The sequence below is a fragment of the Burkholderia sp. AU18528 genome (genome assembly GCF_002223215.2).
Lineage (GTDB): Bacteria > Pseudomonadota > Gammaproteobacteria > Burkholderiales > Burkholderiaceae > Burkholderia > Burkholderia semiarida.
In genome coordinates this window covers 1,073,263-1,094,389 of record NZ_NKFC02000004.1, presented here as the reverse complement: position 1 = coordinate 1,094,389, position 21,127 = coordinate 1,073,263, and the positions used below count along the sequence as shown (strand labels likewise).

Below are 21,127 nucleotides of genomic sequence, written 5' to 3'. Positions count from 1 at the left end.
AGGCGGCCGCGCGATTCGCGCAGCCGCGATCCATGGAAAAGGAAAGCGCCGCGTGGCCGGCCGATGGCCGATAACGCGGCGTCTTTCGATACTGCAGGGCGTGCGCACACGCCGCCCTGAACGCTCAGTACTTCTTGCGGGCGCGGGCCTTCTTCGCGGTCGGCTTCGCCGGCGCGCCGCCGCCACCGCCGCCCTTCTTCTTCGCGGCGCCACGTGCGGCGCGCGCTTCCTTCACCGCGACGCTCGGCGCGCTCGCGGCCTTCTTGCCACGCGGCACGGTGTCCTCCACCGGCGGCAGCGCACGCACGCGCGGGCCGCTGCCGTTGCGATCGACGCCGGCAGCCGGTGCGGGCGAGGGACGCGGCGCTTTCACCGGCGTATCGCGCACGAGGCGGAAATCGATCTTGCGCGCGTCGAGATCGACGCGGCTCACCTGCACGCGCACGCGGTCCGACAGGCGATAACGGATACCCGTGCGTTCGCCGCGCAGCTCGTTCTTGATCTCGTCGTACTGGAAGTAGTCGGAGCCGAGCTCCGTCACGTGCACGAGCCCTTCGATGAACAGCGTGTCGAGCTGCACGAAGATGCCGAACGACGTCACGCCGTTCACCATCCCGCCGTACTCCTCGCCGAGCTTGTCGCGCATGAAGTAGCACTTGAGCCACGCCTCGACGTCGCGCGACGCCTCGTCCGCACGGCGCTCGTTCGCCGAGCAGTGCAGGCCGAGCTCCTCCCAGATTGCCGTGTTCGAACGCGAGCGGCCGCGCGCCTCGTCGTCGGCCTGCTGCATCGCGCGGGCGCGCGGCGACAGCGCGGTGTTCAGCTCGAAGCCTTCCGGCGCCTTCGGCACGTACTTCTTGCCGGACAGGATCGCGTAGATCGCGCGATGCGTGAGCAGGTCCGGGTAGCGGCGGATCGGGCTCGTGAAGTGCGCGTACGCCTCGTATGCGAGACCGAAGTGGCCGATGTTGTCCGGGCTGTAGACGGCCTGCTGCATCGAGCGCAGCAGCATCGGCTGCAGCATCTGCGCGTCCGGCCGGTCGCGGATCTGCGCCATCAGCGCCGCGTAGTCGCTCGCGTGCGGCTTGTCGCCGCCGCCGAGCGACAGGCCCATGCCGCGCAGGAACGCACGCAGGTTCTCGAGCTTCTCCGGCGTCGGCCCCGCGTGCACGCGGTACAGGCCCGGATGCTTGTTGCGCTTCAGGAAATCGGCCGCGCAGACGTTCGCGGCCAGCATGCATTCCTCGATCAGCTTGTGCGCGTCGTTGCGCTGGCGCGGCACGATCTGCTCGATCTTGCCTTGCGAGTTGCAGACGATGTAGGTCTCGGTCGTGTCGAAATCGATCGCGCCGCGCTTTTGACGTGCGGCGAACAGCGACTTGTAGACGCCGTACAGATCCTGCAGGTGCGGCAGCAGATCCGCGCGGCGCGCGGCCTCCGGCCCCTTCGTGTTCGACAGCACGGCGGCGACTTCGGTGTACGTGAGGCGCGCCGCCGAATGGATCACGGCCGGATAGAACTGGTATGCCTTGATCTCGCCGCGCGCGGTGATCACCATGTCGCATGCGAGCACGCAGCGGTCGACCTGCGGGTTCAGCGAACAGAGCCCGTTCGACAGCTTCTCCGGCAGCATCGGGATCACGCGGCGCGGGAAGTAGACCGACGTGCTGCGCTCCAGCGCGTCGGCATCGAGGCCGCTGCCCGGCTGGACGTAGTGCGACACGTCGGCGATCGCGACGATCAGCCGGTAGCCGTCGCCGCGGCCGACCTTGACCGGCTCGCAGTAGACGGCATCGTCGAAGTCGCGCGCGTCCTCGCCGTCGATCGTCACGAGCGGCACGTCGCGCAGGTCGACGCGGAAACGCAGGTCGGCCGGCCGCACCTTGTCGGGCAGCGCGGCGGCTTCGTCGAGCGCCGGCTGACTGAATTCGTGCGGCACGCCGTACTTGCGCACCGCGATCTCGATTTCCATGCCCGGATCGTCGATATCGCCGAGCACCTCGACGACACGGCCGAGCGGCTGCGAATGGCGGCTCGGGAAATCGGTCAGCTCGACGACGACGACCTGCCCGACCTTCGCCTTCTTCACGTTCTGCGTGATCAGGATATCGTGGCCGATACGCTTGTCTTCCGGCGCGACGATCAGCGCACCGTTCTCGTTCAGCAGGCGGCCGATCACGCGCTTGTTCGCGCGCTCGGTGACTTCGACGACATGCCCTTCCGGGCGGCCGCGGCGATCGTAGCCGACGATCCGCGCGAGGACGCGATCGTTGTGCATCACCTTCTGCATTTCGCCGTTCGGGAGGAACAGGTCGTCCTGGCCGTCGTCGCGGATCACGAACCCGTAGCCGTCGCGATGCCCCTGCACACGCCCCGCGACGAAATTCGACGGATGGGTCAACTGATAGTGGCCGCGCTTGTCGAGGCGGATCTGGCCATCGCGCTCCATCGCGGCGACCCGTCGGAAGAACCCCTCGCGCTCCTGACGCTTGATCGACAGGGCTTCGGCGATGTCGTTGGCGGCTAGCGGCGCGTCGCTCGTACGCAGCACGCCGAGAATTTCTTCACGGCTCGGAATGGGGTACGGATATTTGCTCAAGGGTTTGTCGATGATTGTTCTCGTTGCGTTGACTGATGGTGCACGGCATCAACATAGAGGTGTCCGTCTGACAGTTCTATATTGACGGCGGCGGGTCATTCTATCACCCGCCCGTGTCGCCAAATGTCGGGAATGCCGCCCGCAGGCGCGGCGACGGCCGGTTTGCGATGCATCGCAAAAAAGTGTTGACAGGGATAATTGGGGCGCTATAATTTCGCTTCTTTGCAGCAAGCAGCTCCTGCAAAACGTGCCCAGGTGGCGGAATTGGTAGACGCACTAGGTTCAGGTCCTAGCGGTGGCAACATCGTGGAGGTTCGAGTCCTCTCCTGGGCACCATCTGTTTTTTAAAAGGTCGGCTTCTAGCCGGCCTTTTTTCATTTCCAGCCCAAGAAGCAAAGTGCTTCCGGCATTCAAAAAGGTCAGAGAAAGCCGACCTTTTTCGTTTGCCCGGCGGACGCCGCCGGCCGTACCGTACGCAGTCGCGCGCCAGCCCTCCCTTTCATCGGCTCAGGCGGCACGCGAGCAACCCGTTGCGTGTCGACACGAAACGCCAGACATCCGGCTGGTAATGAAGAGCAGCGAGCATCCGGCCACCATCGTGCACGGGATCACGACCGCGAAGATCCAGTGGAGTGCACGGGAAAAGCGATCGTCGTTCCGGATCCTGAACTCGCCGTTGTTCGAGAGGGCCGCGGTCGGCAGCGACATCCCCGCGACACGAATCACCTGCAGCGCGACATGCGATAGTTCGTGGTCCGAATTGCCGGTCCTGACCACGGACCGCGGGGCCGGCTCGCGTCGATACGGAACCACGGGACCGGAACCTCGCCGCAACTGGGCGCTTCCGATTCGTCGAGGTGCGAGCGGGCGATCGCGCGCGAGCGAATATTTTGGGGGCTCCGATGAAATTGTGTTGACAGCCTCTCGGGACCAGCTATAATTGCGGTCTTTCGCATCGCAGCAAGCGAAACGTGCCCAGGTGGCGGAATTGGTAGACGCACTAGGTTCAGGTCCTAGCGGTGGCAACATCGTGGAGGTTCGAGTCCTCTCCTGGGCACCATCTGTTTTCGAAAAGGTCGGCTTCCAAGCCGGCCTTTTTTCATTTCAAGCCCAGGAAGCAAAGCGCCTGTCTTCGGCCCTTATGTCGGCCGCTCCGATCGATAGCAGAATATATCGGTTATCAATCACCCTCTCCCGTTGGTACGTTAGCCGCCTCGCTTTCAACGCATCCAACGAGGAGCACCCTTCATGACCTCGATGAACCGCCGCGCATTCGCACGCGCAATGCTGGCCGCAGGCCTCGCTGCCGCCGGCGTCCGCGCGCACGCCGAGAATGCGCCGGGCACCTTGCGCATCGGCTACCAGAAGTCGTCGACGCTGATCACGCTGCTCAAGACGCGCGGCACGCTCGAGCAGGCGCTGACGCCGCTCGGCCTGCGCGTGTCATGGCATGAATTCGCGAGCGGATTGCCGCTGACCGAAGCGCTCAATGTCGGCGCCGTCGACTTCAGTGCCGATGTGGCCGATACGGTCCCGGTCTTCGCACAGGCCGCGCATGCGCGTTTCGTGTACGTCGCACAGGAGGCGCCTTCGCCGAAAGCCCAGGCGATCGTCGTCAAGCAGGACAGCGCGCTGCGCACGCTCGCCGATCTCAAGGGCGGGCGTATCGCGGTCACCAAGGCGGCCGGCAGCCACTACCTGCTGCTTGCCGCGCTCGCACGCGCGAAGCTCGCGCCCGCCGAGGCGGCGATCCATTACCTGACGCCCGCGGACGGCCGCGCCGCGTTCGAGCGCGGCAGCGTGGACGCATGGATCACGTGGGACCCCTATGTCGCGTCGGTCGACCGGAATCCCGACGTGCGGATCCTGGCCGACGGCAACGGACTCGCGTCGTACCAGCGCTATTACCTTGCATCGAGCAGCTTTGCCGCCGCGCGCCCCGACGTCGTCCAGATTCTGTTCAACCAACTGTCGCTGGCCGGCGCGTGGCTGCGCGACCATCCGCAGGAGGCCGCGAACACGCTCGCACCGATCTGGGGGCTCGATGCCGCGACGATCGCGCGGGCGAATGCGCGACGCAGTTACCTCGTCCGCGCGGTGACCACGCAAAACTTCGGCGAACAGCAGAAGATCGCCGATACGTTCCTGGCGGCTGGACTGCTACCCGCCCGCGTCGATACGAGCCAGGCGCAGCGCTGGAATTTCGCCGCGAAGCGTGCGGAACCGGTCGGCGCGTGACGGCCTCGCGGCGCAATATTTTTATCGTCGCGGATGAAATTATGTTGACAGGCTCAGTCAGCGCGCTATAATTTCGGTCTTTCGCATCGCAGCAAGCGAAACGTGCCCAGGTGGCGGAATTGGTAGACGCACTAGGTTCAGGTCCTAGCGGTGGCAACATCGTGGAGGTTCGAGTCCTCTCCTGGGCACCATCTGTTTTTTAAAAAGGTCGGCTTCTAAGCCGGCCTTTTTTCATTTCAAGCCCAGGAAGCAAAGCACCTGCGCGCTTTGCGCGAGGACTCGAAAGGCTGCGCTTGCAAGCGCAGCCGGGGTCGCGCATGGGTGACCGAGTCCTCTCCTGGGCACCATCTATTTTTAAAAAAAGGTCGGCTTCTAGCCGGCCTTTTTTCATTTCAAGCCCAGGAAGCAAAGCGCCTGCGCGCTTTGCGCGGGGACTCGAAAGGCTGCGCCTGCTAGCCGTCGCATGCAGGCCCGAGCGGCAATCGCGATGCGCACCCAGCCGCAAATTCATCCGACAAATTCGAAATTCCCGGCCTCGCGGCGAGCCGCGTGTGCCCTGCCCGGCGCGCCTTCCCGGCCGCAACCGGGATTTCCCTAGGCTGACAGGTCGCCGCTCACGCGGTTAAATAAATCAACGTGATTTATTTAATGCGCCGCCGCACGGCGCGCCATGGAAGGAGACGCCATGAGAAGCCCGCACTTCGGCCAGGGAAGCAATTCGGCCAACGTGCGCCGTTACAACGAGCGCCTGCTGCTGAAGACGCTGCGCCGCGCGGGCAGCGCATCGAAGGCCGATCTCGCCCGTCTCGCGAGCATGACGGGTACGGCGGTCGGCAGCATCATCGCATCGCTCGCCGACGCGAAGCTGATCCAGTTCGCCGGCCGCACCGAAGGCCAGCGCGGCCAACCCGCTTCGCTGATCCGTCTCGATCCGCGCGGTGCGTTCGGCATTGGCGTCCATCTCGACCGCATGCGCATCGAGACGGCGCTCGTCAACTTCGCCGGCGACGTGCTCGGCCGCCGCTCGCACGACACGCTGCTGCCCCCGCCCGCCGACGTGCTCGAAATCGTGCGTCGCGACATCGACGCGATGCAGGCCCTGCTCCCCGACCATGAACGCGCGCGCCTGACCGGCGTCGGCGTCGCGCAGCCGTACAACCTCGGCGCGTGGATGCGCGAGCTCGGTCTCGCGCCCGACACGTTTCACGCCTGGGAAGACGTCGATTTCGCGGCCGACCTCGGCCGCACGCTGTCTCTGCCCGTGTTCGGCGAAAACGACGGCAACGCGGCCGCGATCGCCGAACTGTTCTACGGATACGGCCGGCAGTGCGACGACTTCGTCTACCTGTTCATCGGGCCGGCGATCGGCGGCGGCATCGCGATCGACGGCGACTGCCTGCGTGGCGTGACCGGCAACGCGGGCGACATCGCGGTGATTCCGGTGCCGCCGAGCCGGCTGGCCTCCGCGCCGCCGCCGCGCGGCCCGTGGGACATCCTGCTCGCACGCGCATCGCTGCATGCGCTCGTGCGCCACCTGCGCCATCACGGCGAGACGGTCGAGAACCGCGCCGATCTCGAAGCATGCATCGCCCGCGGCCTGCCGGCCGTCGACGAATGGATCGACGACTGCGTCGACGCGCTCGCGCCGGCGTTGCGCGCGGTGCTGTGCGTGATCGACGCGCCGGTGGTCGTGCTCGACGCCGACACCGACGCGGGCCTGCTCGACGCGGTCACGACCCGCCTGCGCGCGGCGCTCGTGGCCACCGCGCCCGAGGCGCGCGGCACGCCGGTGCTCGTACGCGGCACGTTCGGCGCCGACGCCGGCGCGATCGGCGCCGCCACGCTGCCGATGTTTTTCAACTTCTCCCCGCGGGCCGGCATCCTCAAGGGCGCCCGCACCGATTCGCAGGAGGTCCACCATGTCGCGTTCTGAGTCGCCCCGTCCGCTGCTCGAAATGCGCGGGATCAGCAAGACGTTCCCGGCCGTACGCGCGCTCGACAACGTCAGCCTGACCGTCTATCCGGGCGAGATCCATTCGCTGATGGGCGAGAACGGCGCAGGCAAGTCGACGCTGATGAAGATTCTGTCGGGCGCATACCGCGCCGACGCCGGCGGCGAGATCCTGATCGACGGCGAACGCATCGACATCGACGGCCCGCTCGCCGCGCGCGATGCCGGCGTCGCGGTGATCTACCAGGAGCTGTGCCTGTCGCCGAACCTGACCGTCGCGGAAAACATCTACGTCGGCCGCGAACTGCGCCGCGGCAACCGGCGCTGGGGCACGATCGACCGCGCGGCGATGGCGCGCGGCTGCCAGGACGTGCTCGCGCGCCTGGGCGCCCCGTTCGGGCCCGACACGCTCGTCGACACGCTGTCGATCGCCGAACAGCAGCTCGTCGAAATCGCGCGCGCCGTGCACACCCGCGCCCGGATCCTCGTGATGGACGAGCCGACCACGCCGCTGTCGTCGCGCGAAACCGAACACCTGTTCCGACTGATCCGCCAGTTGCGCGAGGAAGGTCTCGCGATCATCTACATCAGCCACCGGATGGCGGAGATCTACGAGCTGTCCGATCGCGTGTCGGTGCTGCGCGACGGCACGTACGTCGGCACGCTGGAGCGCGAGGCGCTGTCGGCCGACCGGCTCGTCGGGATGATGGTCGGCCGCGACATCTCCGGTTTCTACAAGAAGGAACACGCACCGTACGACCCCGGCCACCTGCTGCTGTCGGTCCGCGACATCGCCGACGGCGCGCGCGTGCGCGGCTGCAGCCTCGATCTGCACGCAGGCGAGGTGCTCGGCATCGCGGGGCTCGTCGGCGCGGGCCGCACCGAGCTCGCGCGGCTGATCTTCGGGGCCGAGCCGCGCGTGCGCGGCGACGTGAAGCTCGGCGAGCGCACGTTCGGCGCGCACTCGCCGCGCGACGCGATCGACGCGGGCCTCGTCTACCTGACGGAAGACCGCAAGCGCCAGGGCCTGTTCCTCGACATGAGCGTGCGCGACAACATCAACATCTCGGTGTGCAACCGCGATGCCCGGCTCGGCGCGCTCGACCTCGCGCGCGGCGCCGAACGTGCGCGCGACGCCATCGCATCGCTGTCGATCCGCGTCCCGCACGCGAACGTCAACGTCGGCGCGCTGTCGGGCGGCAACCAGCAGAAAGTGCTGCTGTCGCGCCTGCTCGAGACGAAGCCGCGCGTGCTGATCCTCGACGAACCGACACGCGGCGTGGACATCGGCGCGAAATCCGAGATCTACCGGATCATCAACGAACTGGCCCGCGCTGGCGTGGGCGTGATCGTGATCTCCAGCGAGCTGCCGGAAATCATCGGCGTCGCCGATCGCGTGCTCGTGATGCGCGAAGGCGAGATCGCGGGCGAACTCGGCGGACACACGCATACGCCGATTACGCAGGAAGCCATCATCGCGCTCGCCACCGGCTCGCAGGCCGAACTGGCCGACGCGCACTGAGCCGCCCTTTTCATTTCACTCTTACCTTCAGGCTACCGAAATGATCAACCCGACCAAGCAGCGGAACCTCGCTTCCGCGACCGCCCAACCGGTCGCCAACCGCACGCCCCTGATGCGCGGCGCCGATCATCGCGCCCGCATGCAATCGCTGATCCGCACGGCCGGCATGCTGCCGGTGCTGCTGGTCCTGTGCGTCGGCTTCGGCTTCCTGACCGACGGCTTCTTCACGTGGCAGAACCTGTCGATCGTCACGCAGCAGGCGTCGATCAACATCGTGCTCGCCGCCGGCATGACGTTCGTGATCCTGACGGGCGGCATCGACCTGTCGGTCGGCTCGGTGCTCGCCGCCGCGGCCGTCGCGGCGCTCATCGCGTCGACCATTCCCGGCTGGGGCTGGCTCGGCGTGCCGTTCGCGCTCGCCGTCGGCCTCGTGTTCGGCGCGATCAACGGCGGGCTGATCTCGTTCCTGCGCCTGCCGCCGTTCATCGTCACGCTCGGCGCGATGACGGCCGTACGCGGCGTCGCGCGCCTGATCGGCAACGACACGACCGTGTTCAATCCGCAACTGCCGTTCGCGTTCATCGGCAACGGCTCGATCCTAGGCGTGCCGTGGCTCGTCGTGATCGCGTGCGCGGTGATCGCGATCTCGTGGTTCATCCTGCGCCGCACGGTGCTCGGGATGCGCATCTATTCGGTCGGCGGCAACCCCGAAGCCGCGCGCCTGTCGGGCATCAACGTGCGGGCGATCCAGATGTTCGTGTATGCGGCGTCGGGCCTGCTCGCCGGCCTCGGCGCGGTGATGTCGGCCGCGCGCCTGTATGCGGCCAACGGCCTGCAGCTCGGCCAGTCGTACGAGCTCGATGCGATCGCCGCGGTGATCCTCGGCGGCACGAGCTTCGTCGGCGGCGTCGGTTCGATCGTCGGCACGCTGATCGGCGCGCTGATCATCGCGGTGCTGACCAACGGCCTTGTGCTGCTCGGCGTGTCCGACATCTGGCAGTACATCATCAAGGGGCTGGTGATCATCGGCGCGGTCGCGCTCGACCGCTATCGCCAGCGCGACTCGGCCCGTACCTGACACGCTTGCCTCACCGCGCATTCCTTACCGTTCCACCATCGCGGCGCAGGCAGGTCCTCCTGCGCCCGTTCGCCAACAGACCTCTCGGAGACACAACGACATGTTCAAGCACACCGCCGCCCTGACCGCCGTCGCCTGCGCACTCGCCTTCGGCGCCACCGCCGCCCAGGCAGCCGACAAGCCGCTGAAATCGATCGGCGTCACGGTCGGGTCGCTCGGCAATCCGTACTTCGTCACGATCGTGAAGGGCGCCGAAGCGCGCGCGAAGCAGCTCAACCCGAATGCGAAAGTCACGGCCGTATCGGCCGACTACGACCTGAACAAGCAGTTCACGCAGATCGACAACTTCATCTCCGCGCACGTCGACATGATCCTGCTCAACGCGACCGACCCGAAGGCGATCGAGCCGGCGGTGAAGAAGGCGCAGGCGGCCGGCATCACGGTCGTCGCGGTGGACGTCGCGGCGGCCGGCGCGAACGCGACCGTGCAGACCAACAACGTGAAGGCCGGCGAACTCGCGTGCGACTACCTCGCGAAGAAGCTGAACGGCAAGGGCAACGTGATCATCGAGAACGGCCCGCAGGTGTCGGCCGTGATCGACCGCGTGAACGGCTGCAAGACCGTGCTCGCGAAGAACCCGGGCATCAAGCTGCTGTCGAGCGACCAGGACGGCAAGGGCTCGCGCGAAGGCGGGATGAATGCGATGCAGGGCTACCTGACGCGCTTTCCGAAGCTCGACGGCGTGTTCACGATCAACGACCCGCAGGCGATCGGCACCGATCTCGCGGCGAAGCAGCTGAACCGCCCGAACATCGTGATCACGTCGGTCGACGGCGCGCCCGACATCGAGGTGGCGCTGAAGTCGAACACGCTCGTGCAGGCGTCGTCGAGCCAGGATCCGTGGGCGATGGCGCAGCAGGCGGTCAACGTCGGCTACGGGATCATGAACGGCCAGAAGCCGGCCAATCCGATGATCCTGATCGAGCCGACGCTCGTCACGCGCGACAACGTGAAGACCTACAAGGGCTGGAGCTCCCCGCGCTGATCGCGGCGACCGCGCCGCCCGCCCGCGAGGCCGGGCGGTGCCGGGCCGCGTCTGCGCGCGCGACGGCCGGCACTGCCCGCCTGTTCAGATCAACCGCTGTACGGCCGCGTGCGATGCCGCGGCACAAGGTTTCCCCATGACGACGACGTTTCCCCGCCTGATCGTGTTCGGCGAAGCGCTGACCGACTTCATCCGCGACGACGCGCAGCACTGGCGCAGCATCGCCGGCGGCTCGTGCTGGAACGTCGCGCGCGTCGGCGCGCGGCTCGGCGTGCCGACCGCCTTTGCCGGCACGGTCAGCCGCGATACCTTCGGCGACGAGCTGATGCGCAAGAGCGCCGACGCGGGGCTCGACATGCGCTTCATCCGGCAGGTCGACCGCGCACCGCTACTTGCGATGGTCGTGTCGAAGCAGCCGCCCCACTATTTCTTCATCGGCGAAAACAGCGCCGATCTCGCGTTCGATCCGGCCGACTTGCCGGCCGGCGCCTTCGACGCGGCCGACATCGTGCACGTCGGCTCGCTCGGCGTCGTGCGCGAGCCGCTCGCGTCGCGCCTGATCGAACTCGCGCAGGCCGCGCGGGCGGCCGGCAAGCGGATCTCGTTCGATCCGAACTTCCGCGCGCCGATGGCCACGCCGTCGTACCGCGACACGCTGCGCCAGCTGAGCGCGCTCGCCGACTGGATCAAGGTATCCGACGAAGACCTGCGCGGGCTCTTTCCCGAACTCGACGAAGCGGCCGCACTCGCGCAACTGCGTGCATGGGCACCCGACGCGACGATGCTCGTCACGCGCGGCGCAGCCGGCATGCAACTGCTGCATCGCGATACCGTGCTGTTCCAGCCCGCGTTCCCGACCGAGGTCGCCGACACGGTCGGCTGTGGCGACGCGAGCATCGGCGGCTGGCTCGCGAGCCAGCTCGCCCGGCCCGACGCGTCGGCCGCCGAGCATCTGCGCTACGCGGCCGCGTGCGCGGCCGTCGTCTGCGAGCATGCGGGCGCCTATGCGCCGACGGCCGCGGAAGTGGCCGGCATGATCGAGCGCACCGGCGCCGGCGCCGGCGCCGCGCTTTCGCAATAGACGGCGCCGACGCGCGGCGCGGGCGGTGCGTCAAGCGCCGCGAAATGATCGGGCTGCGGCGAGTCGGCGTCGGGGCGGATCGTCCTCGAGCCCCGTCAGCGCCTTACGCGTGATCGCGCGAACCGTTGATCCATCACGACCGCGATACGCATCCGGTTGACGATCTCCGACATCCGCCACGTGCGCGACGCCGCGCTACGCGCGCAAATCGTCGCGTTCGAGGCGATGACGAATGTAAGGAATGCCATCGTGCACGACGCTCACACGCCGCATGCCGAGCTTGCGCGCCACGTTCAGCGAGCCGCCGTTGGCCTCCGCGATATCGGCGATCACGCGCGGCAGGCGCAAGGTATCGAACGCGTGCCGCACGACGGCCGCCGCGGCTTCGCTCGCGATGCCGCGCCCCCACGTCGCCCGCACGAGCCGCCAGCCGATCTCGACGTCGCGCGAGCCGTCCTTGTAGTCGGGAATCAGCAGGATCCAGCCGACGAACACCTCGGGCGCGGCCTTCTCGAAGATCGACCAGTAACCGAGGCCCGGCGGATAATCGCGCGTGATCCGGTGCGTGACGAAGCGGCGATGCTCGACGGGGTCGTGCCACGGGCCCGCGATATGCCGCGTGACCTCGGGATCGCGATCCATCTCGAGGCATGCATCGAGATCGGCCAGCACACGTGGACGCAGCCACAGCCTCGCGGTTTCGAGCGCGGGCAACGGGGCGGCGGAATGGTCGTTCATCCGGACTCCTGATTCGGTGACGATGCGCATCGAATGCATTACAGAACTGATACAAAAAGCCTTCCAGAATGATACAGGCACCTGTCGCGTGCCTCGCGCGGTGCCGTTTCCGTTTCCGAAACAGTGCATTTCGTAGGGATTATTCCCGATTCGGGCGTATCGCGCCCCACGTCGCGCGGTGCGCAAGCCTACACTCGATCAGTGCGCCCCGCATCGCGCGCGAGCGGGCCGGCATCCGCATGCCTGTCGCGAGCGCGCAAGCCAACGAGGAGACCCGGACATGAGCTGGACCCGCGAGCAACGCAACGTCACGATCGCCGCCTACCTGGGCTGGACGCTCGATGCGTTCGATTTTTTCCTGATGGTTTTCGTGCTGAAGGACATTGCCGCTGAATTCGCGTCGACGATCCCCGCCGTCGCGTTCGCGCTCACGCTCACGCTCGCGATGCGCCCGCTCGGCGCGCTGATCTTCGGCCGGCTCGCCGATCGCTTCGGTCGCCGCCCGACGCTGATGGTCAACATCGCGTGCTATTCGCTGCTCGAGCTTGCGTCAGGCTTCGCGCCGAGCCTGACCGCGCTGCTCGTGCTGCGCGCGCTGTTCGGCATCGCGATGGGCGGCGAATGGGGCGTCGGGTCCGCACTGACCATGGAAACCGTGCCGACCCACGCGCGCGGCGTCGTGTCCGGGCTGCTGCAGGCCGGCTATCCGAGCGGCTATCTGCTCGCGTCGGTCGTGTTCGGCCTGTTCTACCAATACATCGGCTGGCGCGGGATGTTCATGGTCGGCGTGCTGCCCGCGCTGCTCGTGCTGTACGTGCGTGCGCACGTGCCCGAATCGCCGGCGTGGAAACAGATGGAGAAGCGAGCGCGCCCGAGCCTCGGCGCCACGCTGAAGCAGAACTGGAAACTCACGCTCTACGCGATCGTGCTGATGACCGCATTCAACTTCTTCTCGCACGGCACGCAGGATCTCTATCCGACCTTCCTGCGCGAACAGCATCACTTCGATCCGCATACCGTGTCGTGGATCACGATCGTGCTGAACGTCGGCGCGATCGTCGGCGGCCTGGCGTTCGGCGCGATCTCGGAGCGGATCGGCCGGCGCCGCGCGATCTTCATCGCCGCGCTGATCGCGCTGCCCGTGCTGCCGCTGTGGGCATTCTCGAGCGGCGCGATCGCGCTCGCCGCCGGCGCGTTCCTGATGCAGATCTCGGTACAGGGCGCGTGGGGCGTGATACCGGTTCACCTGAACGAGATCTCGCCCGACGAAATCCGCGCGACCTTCCCCGGCGTCGTCTACCAGCTCGGCAACCTGCTCGCGTCGGGCAACGCGACGATGCAGGCGTCGCTCGCCGTGTCGAACGGCAACAATTACGGCTTTGCGCTCGCGCTCGTGGCCGGCATCGTCGCCGTCGCGATCGCCGTGCTGATCCTGTTCAGCCGCGAACGGCGCGGCATCGACATGACGCAATCGGTCAATACGCGTAGCACCGTCGGGTGAACCCGCGTGTTGCGGCACCGCATCATCGCTCGCGCCCCGCCCGGCCGCGAGCCGGTGCCGCGCTTTCCGCACCCGCACATCGAACTAGAGGAATTGGTCCAGATTCCGCGCTTGCCCCCTCCACCCGCGTTTTTTTATCTTAATAAAAACGACTGTTTGAATCGAACAATCAAAATCACCTGTTCGCGGCCGGGAAACCGGCATGGGAGGCGGAACATGGCAGTAAGTCAGGAGGGGCGGCCATCTTCGGGACGGCCGTCCGGGGCACGGTCATCCGGCACGCGGCAGACCGGCGGGACGAAGGCCCGCATTCTCGATGCGGCCGAGGATCTGTTCATCGAACATGGCTTCGAGGCGATGTCGATGCGGCAGATCACGTCGCGCGCGGCGGTCAATCTCGCCGCGGTCAACTACCACTTCGGCAGCAAGGAGGCGCTGATCCACGCGATGCTGTCGCGCCGGCTCGATCAGTTGAACCAGGAACGCCTCGGCATCCTCGACCGCTTCGACGCGCAGCTCGGTGCGCACATCACCTGCGAGCACGTGCTCGGCGCGATGTTCATTCCGGCGCTGAAGGCGTCGCGCAACCCCGAACGCGGCGGGCCCGGGTTCCTGCGGCTGATCGGCCGCGCATACACCGACCCTTCGCCGTTCGTGCGCAACTTCCTGACCGCGCACTACGCGAGCGTCGCGGGCCGCTTCTTCGACGCCTTCCAGCGCGCGCTGCCGCATCTGCCGCGCACCGAGCTCGGCTGGCGGCTGCACTTCGCGATCGGCGCGCTGTCCGGCGCGCTCGCGGGCGCCGAAACGGAAAGCCTGATCGACGAATTCTCGCAAGGCCGCACGATGAACGACGTGCAGATGATCGCGCGGCTGTCGTCGCTGATCGTCGCCGCACTGAAGGCGCCGATGCCCGACAGCGCGCAACTGTCGATCTTCGCGGCCGTGCTCGACGACGCGGGCGCAAGCGAAGCGTTCGGGCTGCCGCAGTCGTGCGCGGCGACGACCGCCGAGACGGCCACGCTGCATTCCACGAACTGAGCGCGCGAGGCCAACGCGCGGCTGCCTGTTCACGATTTGATTGATACGCGCGGTCAGGCGCGGCGTCGAGACGCCCGCGCCGGCCAGCCGCGAAGCACGGGGCATGGGCACGCGCCGAAGCGCGGCCCTCGCCGAGAGCCAAGACCGGAGACACGTCATGTCATCTTCCGCAGCACCCACCTCGGCCCAGCTTCCGCCGAACACCGACGGCATCTGGTACGCGTCGTACCCGCCCGGCGTCCCGCACGAGATCGACGTCACGCAATACGCGTCGCTCGTGCAGTTCTTCGACGAATGCACGACCCGCTTCGCCGAGCGCGTCGCCTACGTGAGCGCCGGCGCGTCGATGACCTACCGCACGCTCGCGCGGAAGGTCGACGCGTTCGCGTCGTATCTGCAAAGCCTCGGCGTGAAGCCCGGCGACCGCGTCGCGATCATGCTGCCGAACACGTTCCAGTATCCGGTCGCGCTGTTCGGCGCGCTGAAGGCCGGCGCGATCGTCGTCAACGTGAATCCGCTCTATACCGTGCGCGAGCTCGCGCACCAGTTGAAGGACAGCGGCGCGCAGACGATCGTCGTGTTCGAGAACTTCGCGCGCACGCTGCAGGACGCGCTGCCCGAAACGCAGGTGAAGCACATCGTCGTCACCGCGCTCGGCGACCTGCTCGCCGACGGCTTCAACGCGAAAGGACGCCTGATCAATTTCGTGCTGAAGCACGTGAAGAAGCTCGTGCCGGCCTACCACCTGCCGCAGGCGATCCGGCTGCGCTCCGCCCTCGCGCTCGGCGCGCGCGGCAAGCCGCAGCCGGTGCCGACCACGCGCGACGATCTCGCGTTCCTGCAGTACACGGGCGGCACGACCGGCGTCGCGAAAGGCGCGATGCTCACGCACGGCAACCTGATCGCGAACCTGCTGCAGGCGAAGGCCTGGATCGCCGACCAGGTGTCGGGCGACGTCGAAACCGTGCTCACGCCGCTACCGCTCTATCACATCTATTCGCTGACGGTGAACGCGTTCATCTTCATGGGGCTCGGCGGGCGCAACATCCTGATCGCGAACCCGCGCGACATGAAGATGGTGATGAAGATCATCCGCCACGAGACGTTCACGGGAATCACCGGCATCAACACGCTGTACAACGCGTTCCTCGACAACGAGGAATTCCGCAAGCGCGACTTCTCGAAGCTCAAGCTCGCGATGGCGGGCGGGATGGCGATGCAGCGCGCGGTCGCGGAGCGCTTCCAGCAAGTGACGGGCCGGCCGGTGGTCGAAGGCTACGGCCTCACCGAATGCTCGCCGATCGTCACGATGAACCCCGTGGACCTGAACGACATGGCCGCGTTCAGCGGTTCCATCGGCCTGCCCGCGCCGTCGACCCTCGTGCGCTTTCGCCGCGAGGACGGCACCTGGGCCGCCATCGGCGAGCCCGGCGAGCTGTGCGTGCACGGCCCGCAGGTGATGCGCGGCTACTGGCAGCGCCCCGACGAGACGGCCAAGGTGCTGGATGCCGACGGCTGGCTCGCCACCGGCGACATCGGCGTGATGGACGAGCGCGGCTTCATCCGCCTCATCGACCGCAAGAAGGACATGATCCTCGTGTCGGGCTTCAACGTGTATCCGAACGAGATCGAGGAAGTGCTCGTGATGCATCCCGGCATCAGCGAGGCCGCGGCGATCGGCATTCCGGACGCGGTACAGGGCGAGCGGATCAAGGTGTTCGTCGTGCGCCGCGACCCGTCGCTGACGGCCGAGGACGTGCTCGCGCACTGCCGCAAGAACCTGACCGGCTACAAGATGCCGAAGTTCGTCGAGTTCCGCGACGCACTGCCGCAGACGAACGTCGGCAAGATCCTGCGCCGCGCGCTGCGCGACGAGGAACTCGCCAAACTCAATGCCGCGAAGCAGAGCTGAACGATCCATCGCTCCGGGAGACGCCGTCGATGAACGAAGGAATGAAACGCCGCGCGCGGCATGCCGCGGCGGCAGCCATCGCGGGCGTGCTGTCGCTCGCACAGGCAGGACTGCACGCACAGGAGACGGCAGGCGCCGCGAGCGCGGCACAGGAAGTCGCGCTGCCGGCAGAGCTCGCGAAGGTCACGCACGAGCCGCTCGCGCAACAGGCGCGCTGGCTGCGCGCGGCGGCCCAGCGCGGCACGCTCGCGCAACTCGACGACGCGACGCTCACGGCGCTCTTCAAGGCGCTGGACCCGCTCGCCGTGCCGCTTTACATCCGCAACGGCCCGAACGGCTATCCGTCCTACCAGTTCACGATGGTGCGCCAGGAGCGTATCAGCGGAAAATGGTCCGACACGCCCGACCGCATGCTCGTGAAGACGACCCGCGAACCGCTGCGCGTGTATGCGAAATGGCTGCCGGGCGGCGCGCATGCCGGACAGGAGACGATCTACGACACGACGCAGCGCAAGGACGAGATGTATGGCCACCTCGGCGGCCTGCTCGGCAAGATTCCGCTGTGGACGGCGATCGACGGCGCGCTGGCGCGCGCCCAGTCGAATCATCAGGTGAAGGATCTCGGCACCGAATTCATCGCGAACCTGTACCTGACCGAAGGGAAGAAATACCTGGAAGCCGGCGTGCAGCGCCCGACGGATGTGGAAGCCAGGACGATCGGCGGCGTGCGCGTCGTCGCGCTCACCTACGAAACGCCGACCGGCCGGCCGCAGTTCTATGCGAAAAAGGAAGTGCTCGGGCTCGATTTGCACGCACCCTATTTCCGGACCGTCGAATCCTATGACAACGACGGCAGGATCTTCGAGCGGATCGTCATCGAGAAAATCGCGCCGACGCCGCTCGACGACACCGCATTCGACCCGAAAAATCCCGACTACGCGTTCTGACGCGCGCTGGCGGGGCCGGTGTCGGGCTCAGTCGTCATCGTCGTCGTGGTGCCGATGCCGGTGCTTGTAGTAGTGCTTGCGCCACTTGCGGTAACGATCGTCGTCGTCATTGCCGTAATAGCCGTACCCGTAGCCCGGATAAGCGACGACGGCGGGTTGCGGCGCCACATAGACCGGCGCCGGCTCGACATAGACCGGCGCGACCGGTACGCCGATGCCGACCGACAGGTCCACATGGCCCGCCATTGCACTGCCCGAAACGAGCAACGCCATGCTCCCGATCATCCCTGCCACTTGCCTCTTGTTCATGCTCCGCATCCCTGATAAGCCGGCCCGCCCGGCTCGCGCCACCAATGTAAGCGCGGTGTGCGCGCCAAGGTGATACGGGGCGGCGAGAGTCGTAACGCGACGTAACCGAACGGCTTTCGCCGTTCGGCCGAATCGCGAAAATGCGCGGGAACGTCTATAGTGGGTTACGGTTCGACACAATCACGACTGCGCGCTTCGCTATCGAACAAGGTAGAATTCCGCCAAACACCATGTGGACGAACACGCCACACACACGCACAACATATTCTCTGACGCAGGCTCCTGCCGCACCTCAATGGCCAATCCCGCAGAATCCCATCCGCAAAACGACTTCATCAATTCGGCGCGCAAGGAACGTAAGCGTGTTGAAATCTATCTCGTCAACGGCATTCGTCTGACGGGGTGTATCGAGTCGTTCGACCAGTATCTGGTGATGCTGCGCACCCCCGTGGGTCTGCAAGGCATCTACAAGCGTGCGATTTCCACGATCCAGCTCGACACGGGCGGCTCGCGCCCGGGCGGCGGCCCCCGCGGCCCGCGCACCGGTGGTCGCCCCGGCGGCCGTGAAGGCGGCGGTCACAGCCCGTACGGCTCGCACGGCGGCCCGCGCGAATCGCGCGGCGACGGCGGCTACGGCTCCCGCGAGCCGCGTGAAGGCTACGGTTCGCGCGAACCGCGCGAGGGTTACGGCTCGCGTGAGCCGCGCGAAGGCTATGGCGCGCCGCGTGAGCCGCGCGAAAGCTACGGCGCGCCGCGCGATACCGGCGACGCATCCGGCAACGCCGCACCGTCGGATTCCCGCGGCGGCAACGGGCCGGTCATCGTGACGCGCCGCCGGCGAATCGTGCCGGACGGCCAGTAAAACAAAAAGGGCAAGCCAACCGGCTTGCCCTTTTCACTTGTACGACCGGCGCGGCACGTCGCCGCACCGCCGCTACCGCGTTCAGCGTGCCGTCGTCGGCAGGCCCGCGTTGGCCTCGCGCTGCAGCGAACGCACCTGCTGCTGCAACGCCCGCAGTTGCGACTGGAGCTGGGCCTGTTGCGCCTGCAGCGCCGCCGTTTCGCTCCGCACGCTCTTCTGGCGATCCGCCACCGCCGCCTGCTGCTGCCGGGCAATCGAGATGTCCGCCTGCAGGCGCCGCGCGCGGTTCTGCGCGACTTCGATCTGCTTGTCCATCTGCGCCTTCTGCGATTCCAGCTTCGCCGCCCGCAGTTCGTCGACGGCCAGCCGCTCGGCCTGGCGCGAGAAATCGCGATAGATCGCTTCCGCCCGCGTTTCGTCGTAAGTCTTGATCACGCGCCAGAACGCCTTCTGCTGGAACAGCGCGACGAAGTACGCACCGTCCTTGACGTTGAACAGCAGGCTCGCGCCATAGCTGCCGTTGTAGCTCGTGCGCATTTCCGTCAGCGAATGCGCCTGGATCTGCCGCTGCAAGTCGTCGACCGTGCTCGGCCCAGTCGTCTCGCCGGCCTGCGGCTGCACCGACGTCTGAGCCTGCGAGTCGATCACCGGAATCGCGGCCACCGGCGCCGACGCCGGCTGCACCGCCGACGAATCGCTGCCTGCCAGCCCTTGCGCGAACGCGCCGTGCATGCCTCCCACCATCGCGAGCACCATGCTCACCCGCCCCAACCCCGTCATATGGCTCATGAAGTTTTATTCCCGCCCGAGTCGTTGTAATTCACCGCGATTTTATCTCATTAATTACTCGCTTTCGCGGGTCTCGGGCTCTTCGTCGAAGATCTGGTATTTGCGCATTTTTTCCCACAACACCTTGCGGCTGATGCCGAGCTGCTGGGCCGTGTCCTGACGCCGCCAACCGTTTGCGTCGAGCGCCGCGATCACGCGATTGCGCTCGTTCATGTCCCACTTGCTGCGATCGACGAACACCTCGGCCGCGCTCTCCGCCGGCACCGGCTGGGCCGAACTGCGTGCGTGCGCGATCAGCCGCTGCAGCCGCGCGGCATCCCAGCCGCCCGTCTGCCGCACCGTCACGCCGACGCGCTCGGCGAGGTTGCGCAGTTCGCGCACGTTGCCGGGGAAGTAGCTGTCCGCGACCGAATCCGTGAGCCAGTACGGCAGATCGGACAATTCGGCGAGCCGCTCCGCGCCCACGACCTGCGCGACGAACGACTTGAACAGCGCGATCTTGTCCACTGCACCACGCTCCTCCAGCGACGGAATGCTCAGCTCGATCACCGCGAGCCGGTAGTACAGATCGGCGCGGAACAGACCGTCCTTCACGAGCTGCGGCAGTTTCTTGTTGCTCGCCGCGACCAGACGGAAATCGACCTTGACCGGCGCCGTCGCGCCGACCCGCAGCACGGCGCCGTCCTCGAGCACGCGCAGCAGCTTGACCTGCTGGTACAGCGGCAGATCGCCGACTTCGTCGAGGAACAGCGTGCCGCCGGCCGCCTGCTCGAAATAGCCTTTATGCGCAACAACCGCGCCCGTGAACGACCCTTTCGCATGGCCGAAGAACAGCGATTCGAACAGGCCGTCGGGAATCGCGCCGCAGTTCACCGGCACGAATTCGCCGTGCCGGTAGCGTGAATGCTTTTCGTGCAGCAGTTGCGCGATGCGCTCCTTGCCGACGCCGGTTTCGCCGTGCAGCAGCACGTTGGTGTCGCAGTCGGCGAACGTATCGACTTCGTGCAGCAGCGCCTGCATCGATTCGGAGTGCGCGACGAGTTCCGACGGCTGCAACGTTTCGGCCGCGTGCGCGCGCAGTTGCGTGACGAGCTTGCCGATCATGCCGCGCAGTTCGGCGCACGTGAAGTCGAGCGGCAGGATGTGCGAATACTCGGGCGGATACTGCGACGCGTCGTGGTCGCGCGCGGCGCCGACCCAGACCACCGGCATGCCGATGTTGGCCTGCCAGTCGCGCAGGAATGCCGCGCCGCCTTCGATCATCGTCACGCTGATGATCGCCAGCGACCGCCGCAACGCGGCGCGCTCGGGCGAGACCGTCGCGTTGTCGGCACGGATCACTTCGACGTCGAAGCTCGCCATGCATCGGGCGACACGGTCGACGATGTCCGCCTTGCCTTCCCAGACGTACAGGTCGAGCTCTTCGATTGCGGGCGTGGTTCTCATGTTTCGGGTGCGGCTTCAGTAATTGACGGGTTGCGTGGCGTGGCGGACCAGTAGCCGGATGCAGGCGG

At 66.8% G+C, this 21,127-nt stretch carries 16 protein-coding genes and 3 tRNA genes; 14 read left to right on the top strand and 5 right to left on the bottom strand.

Annotated features, from left to right (window positions below):
* Window positions 1-124 precede the first annotated feature (124 nt).
* Entirely contained in the window at window positions 125-2,599 is a 2,475-nt protein-coding gene (gene rnr, locus CFB52_RS07810) for a ribonuclease R (protein ID WP_059584327.1), read from the bottom strand.
* Between the two features lie 249 nt (window positions 2,600-2,848).
* Between rnr and CFB52_RS07805 the strand changes: the two genes are divergently transcribed.
* From CFB52_RS07805 to CFB52_RS07765, 9 genes are all read left to right on the top strand, one after another.
* Window positions 2,849-2,935: transfer RNA gene (locus tag CFB52_RS07805), tRNA-Leu, on the top strand.
* A gap of 637 nt (window positions 2,936-3,572) precedes the next feature.
* A tRNA-Leu gene (locus CFB52_RS07800) sits at window positions 3,573-3,659 on the top strand.
* A gap of 188 nt (window positions 3,660-3,847) precedes the next feature.
* Window positions 3,848-4,837 carry an aliphatic sulfonate ABC transporter substrate-binding protein gene (locus CFB52_RS07795; RefSeq protein WP_099316354.1) on the top strand — a complete coding sequence of 330 codons (990 nt, stop codon included), beginning with the start codon at window positions 3,848-3,850 and terminating at the stop codon, window positions 4,835-4,837.
* A gap of 104 nt (window positions 4,838-4,941) precedes the next feature.
* Window positions 4,942-5,028 (top strand) — tRNA-Leu (locus CFB52_RS07790).
* 494 nt (window positions 5,029-5,522) lie between these two features.
* Window positions 5,523-6,770, top strand: coding sequence for an ROK family protein (locus tag CFB52_RS07785; protein WP_059638833.1), 1,248 nt, complete (start codon window positions 5,523-5,525; stop codon window positions 6,768-6,770).
* On the top strand, window positions 6,757-8,310 hold the full coding sequence (locus CFB52_RS07780; protein WP_059575699.1) for a sugar ABC transporter ATP-binding protein: 1,554 nt from the start codon (window positions 6,757-6,759) through the stop codon (window positions 8,308-8,310). The genes CFB52_RS07785 and CFB52_RS07780 overlap by 14 nt, the downstream gene beginning before the upstream one ends.
* Window positions 8,311-8,350: 40 nt before the next feature.
* Complete coding sequence (locus CFB52_RS07775) at window positions 8,351-9,388, top strand: ribose ABC transporter permease (RefSeq protein WP_059575701.1); 1,038 nt, start codon at window positions 8,351-8,353, stop codon at window positions 9,386-9,388.
* 100 nt (window positions 9,389-9,488) lie between these two features.
* Window positions 9,489-10,433, top strand: a complete 945-nt coding sequence (locus CFB52_RS07770) for an ABC transporter substrate-binding protein (RefSeq protein WP_059575703.1) — start codon at window positions 9,489-9,491, stop codon at window positions 10,431-10,433.
* A 136-nt stretch (window positions 10,434-10,569) separates the two neighbouring features.
* A complete protein-coding gene (locus tag CFB52_RS07765) occupies window positions 10,570-11,514 on the top strand; it encodes a carbohydrate kinase (protein WP_059575704.1) in 945 nt (314 codons plus the stop codon).
* A gap of 195 nt (window positions 11,515-11,709) precedes the next feature.
* On the opposite strand, the gene CFB52_RS07760 is transcribed toward CFB52_RS07765, so the two are convergent.
* The gene (locus CFB52_RS07760) at window positions 11,710-12,252 is read right to left on the bottom strand and encodes a GNAT family N-acetyltransferase (protein ID WP_060010065.1); all 543 of its coding nucleotides are present in this window, start codon (window positions 12,250-12,252) and stop codon (window positions 11,710-11,712) included.
* Between the two features lie 280 nt (window positions 12,253-12,532).
* Between CFB52_RS07760 and CFB52_RS07755 the strand changes: the two genes are divergently transcribed.
* The 4 genes from CFB52_RS07755 (at window position 12,533) to CFB52_RS07740 (ending at window position 17,653) form a co-directional block, all read left to right on the top strand.
* Window positions 12,533-13,753, top strand: coding sequence for an MFS transporter (locus tag CFB52_RS07755; RefSeq protein WP_099316353.1), 1,221 nt, complete (start codon window positions 12,533-12,535; stop codon window positions 13,751-13,753).
* A gap of 216 nt (window positions 13,754-13,969) precedes the next feature.
* A complete protein-coding gene (locus tag CFB52_RS07750; RefSeq protein ID WP_059575710.1) occupies window positions 13,970-14,794 on the top strand; it encodes a TetR/AcrR family transcriptional regulator in 825 nt (274 codons plus the stop codon).
* A gap of 157 nt (window positions 14,795-14,951) precedes the next feature.
* On the top strand, window positions 14,952-16,706 hold the full coding sequence (locus tag CFB52_RS07745) for an AMP-binding protein (protein WP_060010068.1): 1,755 nt from the start codon (window positions 14,952-14,954) through the stop codon (window positions 16,704-16,706).
* 29 nt (window positions 16,707-16,735) lie between these two features.
* Complete coding sequence (locus tag CFB52_RS07740; protein ID WP_059575714.1) at window positions 16,736-17,653, top strand: DUF1571 domain-containing protein; 918 nt, start codon at window positions 16,736-16,738, stop codon at window positions 17,651-17,653.
* Window positions 17,654-17,680: 27 nt separating this feature from the next.
* On the opposite strand, the gene CFB52_RS07735 is transcribed toward CFB52_RS07740, so the two are convergent.
* Window positions 17,681-17,962, bottom strand: coding sequence for a hypothetical protein (locus CFB52_RS07735; RefSeq protein ID WP_059575716.1), 282 nt, complete (start codon window positions 17,960-17,962; stop codon window positions 17,681-17,683).
* A 295-nt stretch (window positions 17,963-18,257) separates the two neighbouring features.
* Between CFB52_RS07735 and hfq the strand changes: the two genes are divergently transcribed.
* Window positions 18,258-18,824 (top strand): RNA chaperone Hfq, encoded by a 567-nt coding sequence (gene hfq / locus CFB52_RS07730; RefSeq protein WP_012492570.1) that lies wholly within the window; start codon window positions 18,258-18,260, stop codon window positions 18,822-18,824.
* Between the two features lie 81 nt (window positions 18,825-18,905).
* Here the strand turns inward: hfq and CFB52_RS07725 are convergent, their stop codons facing one another.
* Both CFB52_RS07725 and CFB52_RS07720 read right to left on the bottom strand, forming a co-directional pair.
* Window positions 18,906-19,613, bottom strand: a complete 708-nt coding sequence (locus CFB52_RS07725; RefSeq protein WP_059575718.1) for a DUF2968 domain-containing protein — start codon at window positions 19,611-19,613, stop codon at window positions 18,906-18,908.
* Window positions 19,614-19,667: 54 nt separating this feature from the next.
* Entirely contained in the window at window positions 19,668-21,059 is a 1,392-nt protein-coding gene (locus CFB52_RS07720) for a sigma 54-interacting transcriptional regulator (protein WP_059575720.1), read from the bottom strand.
* Window positions 21,060-21,127 lie beyond the last annotated feature (68 nt).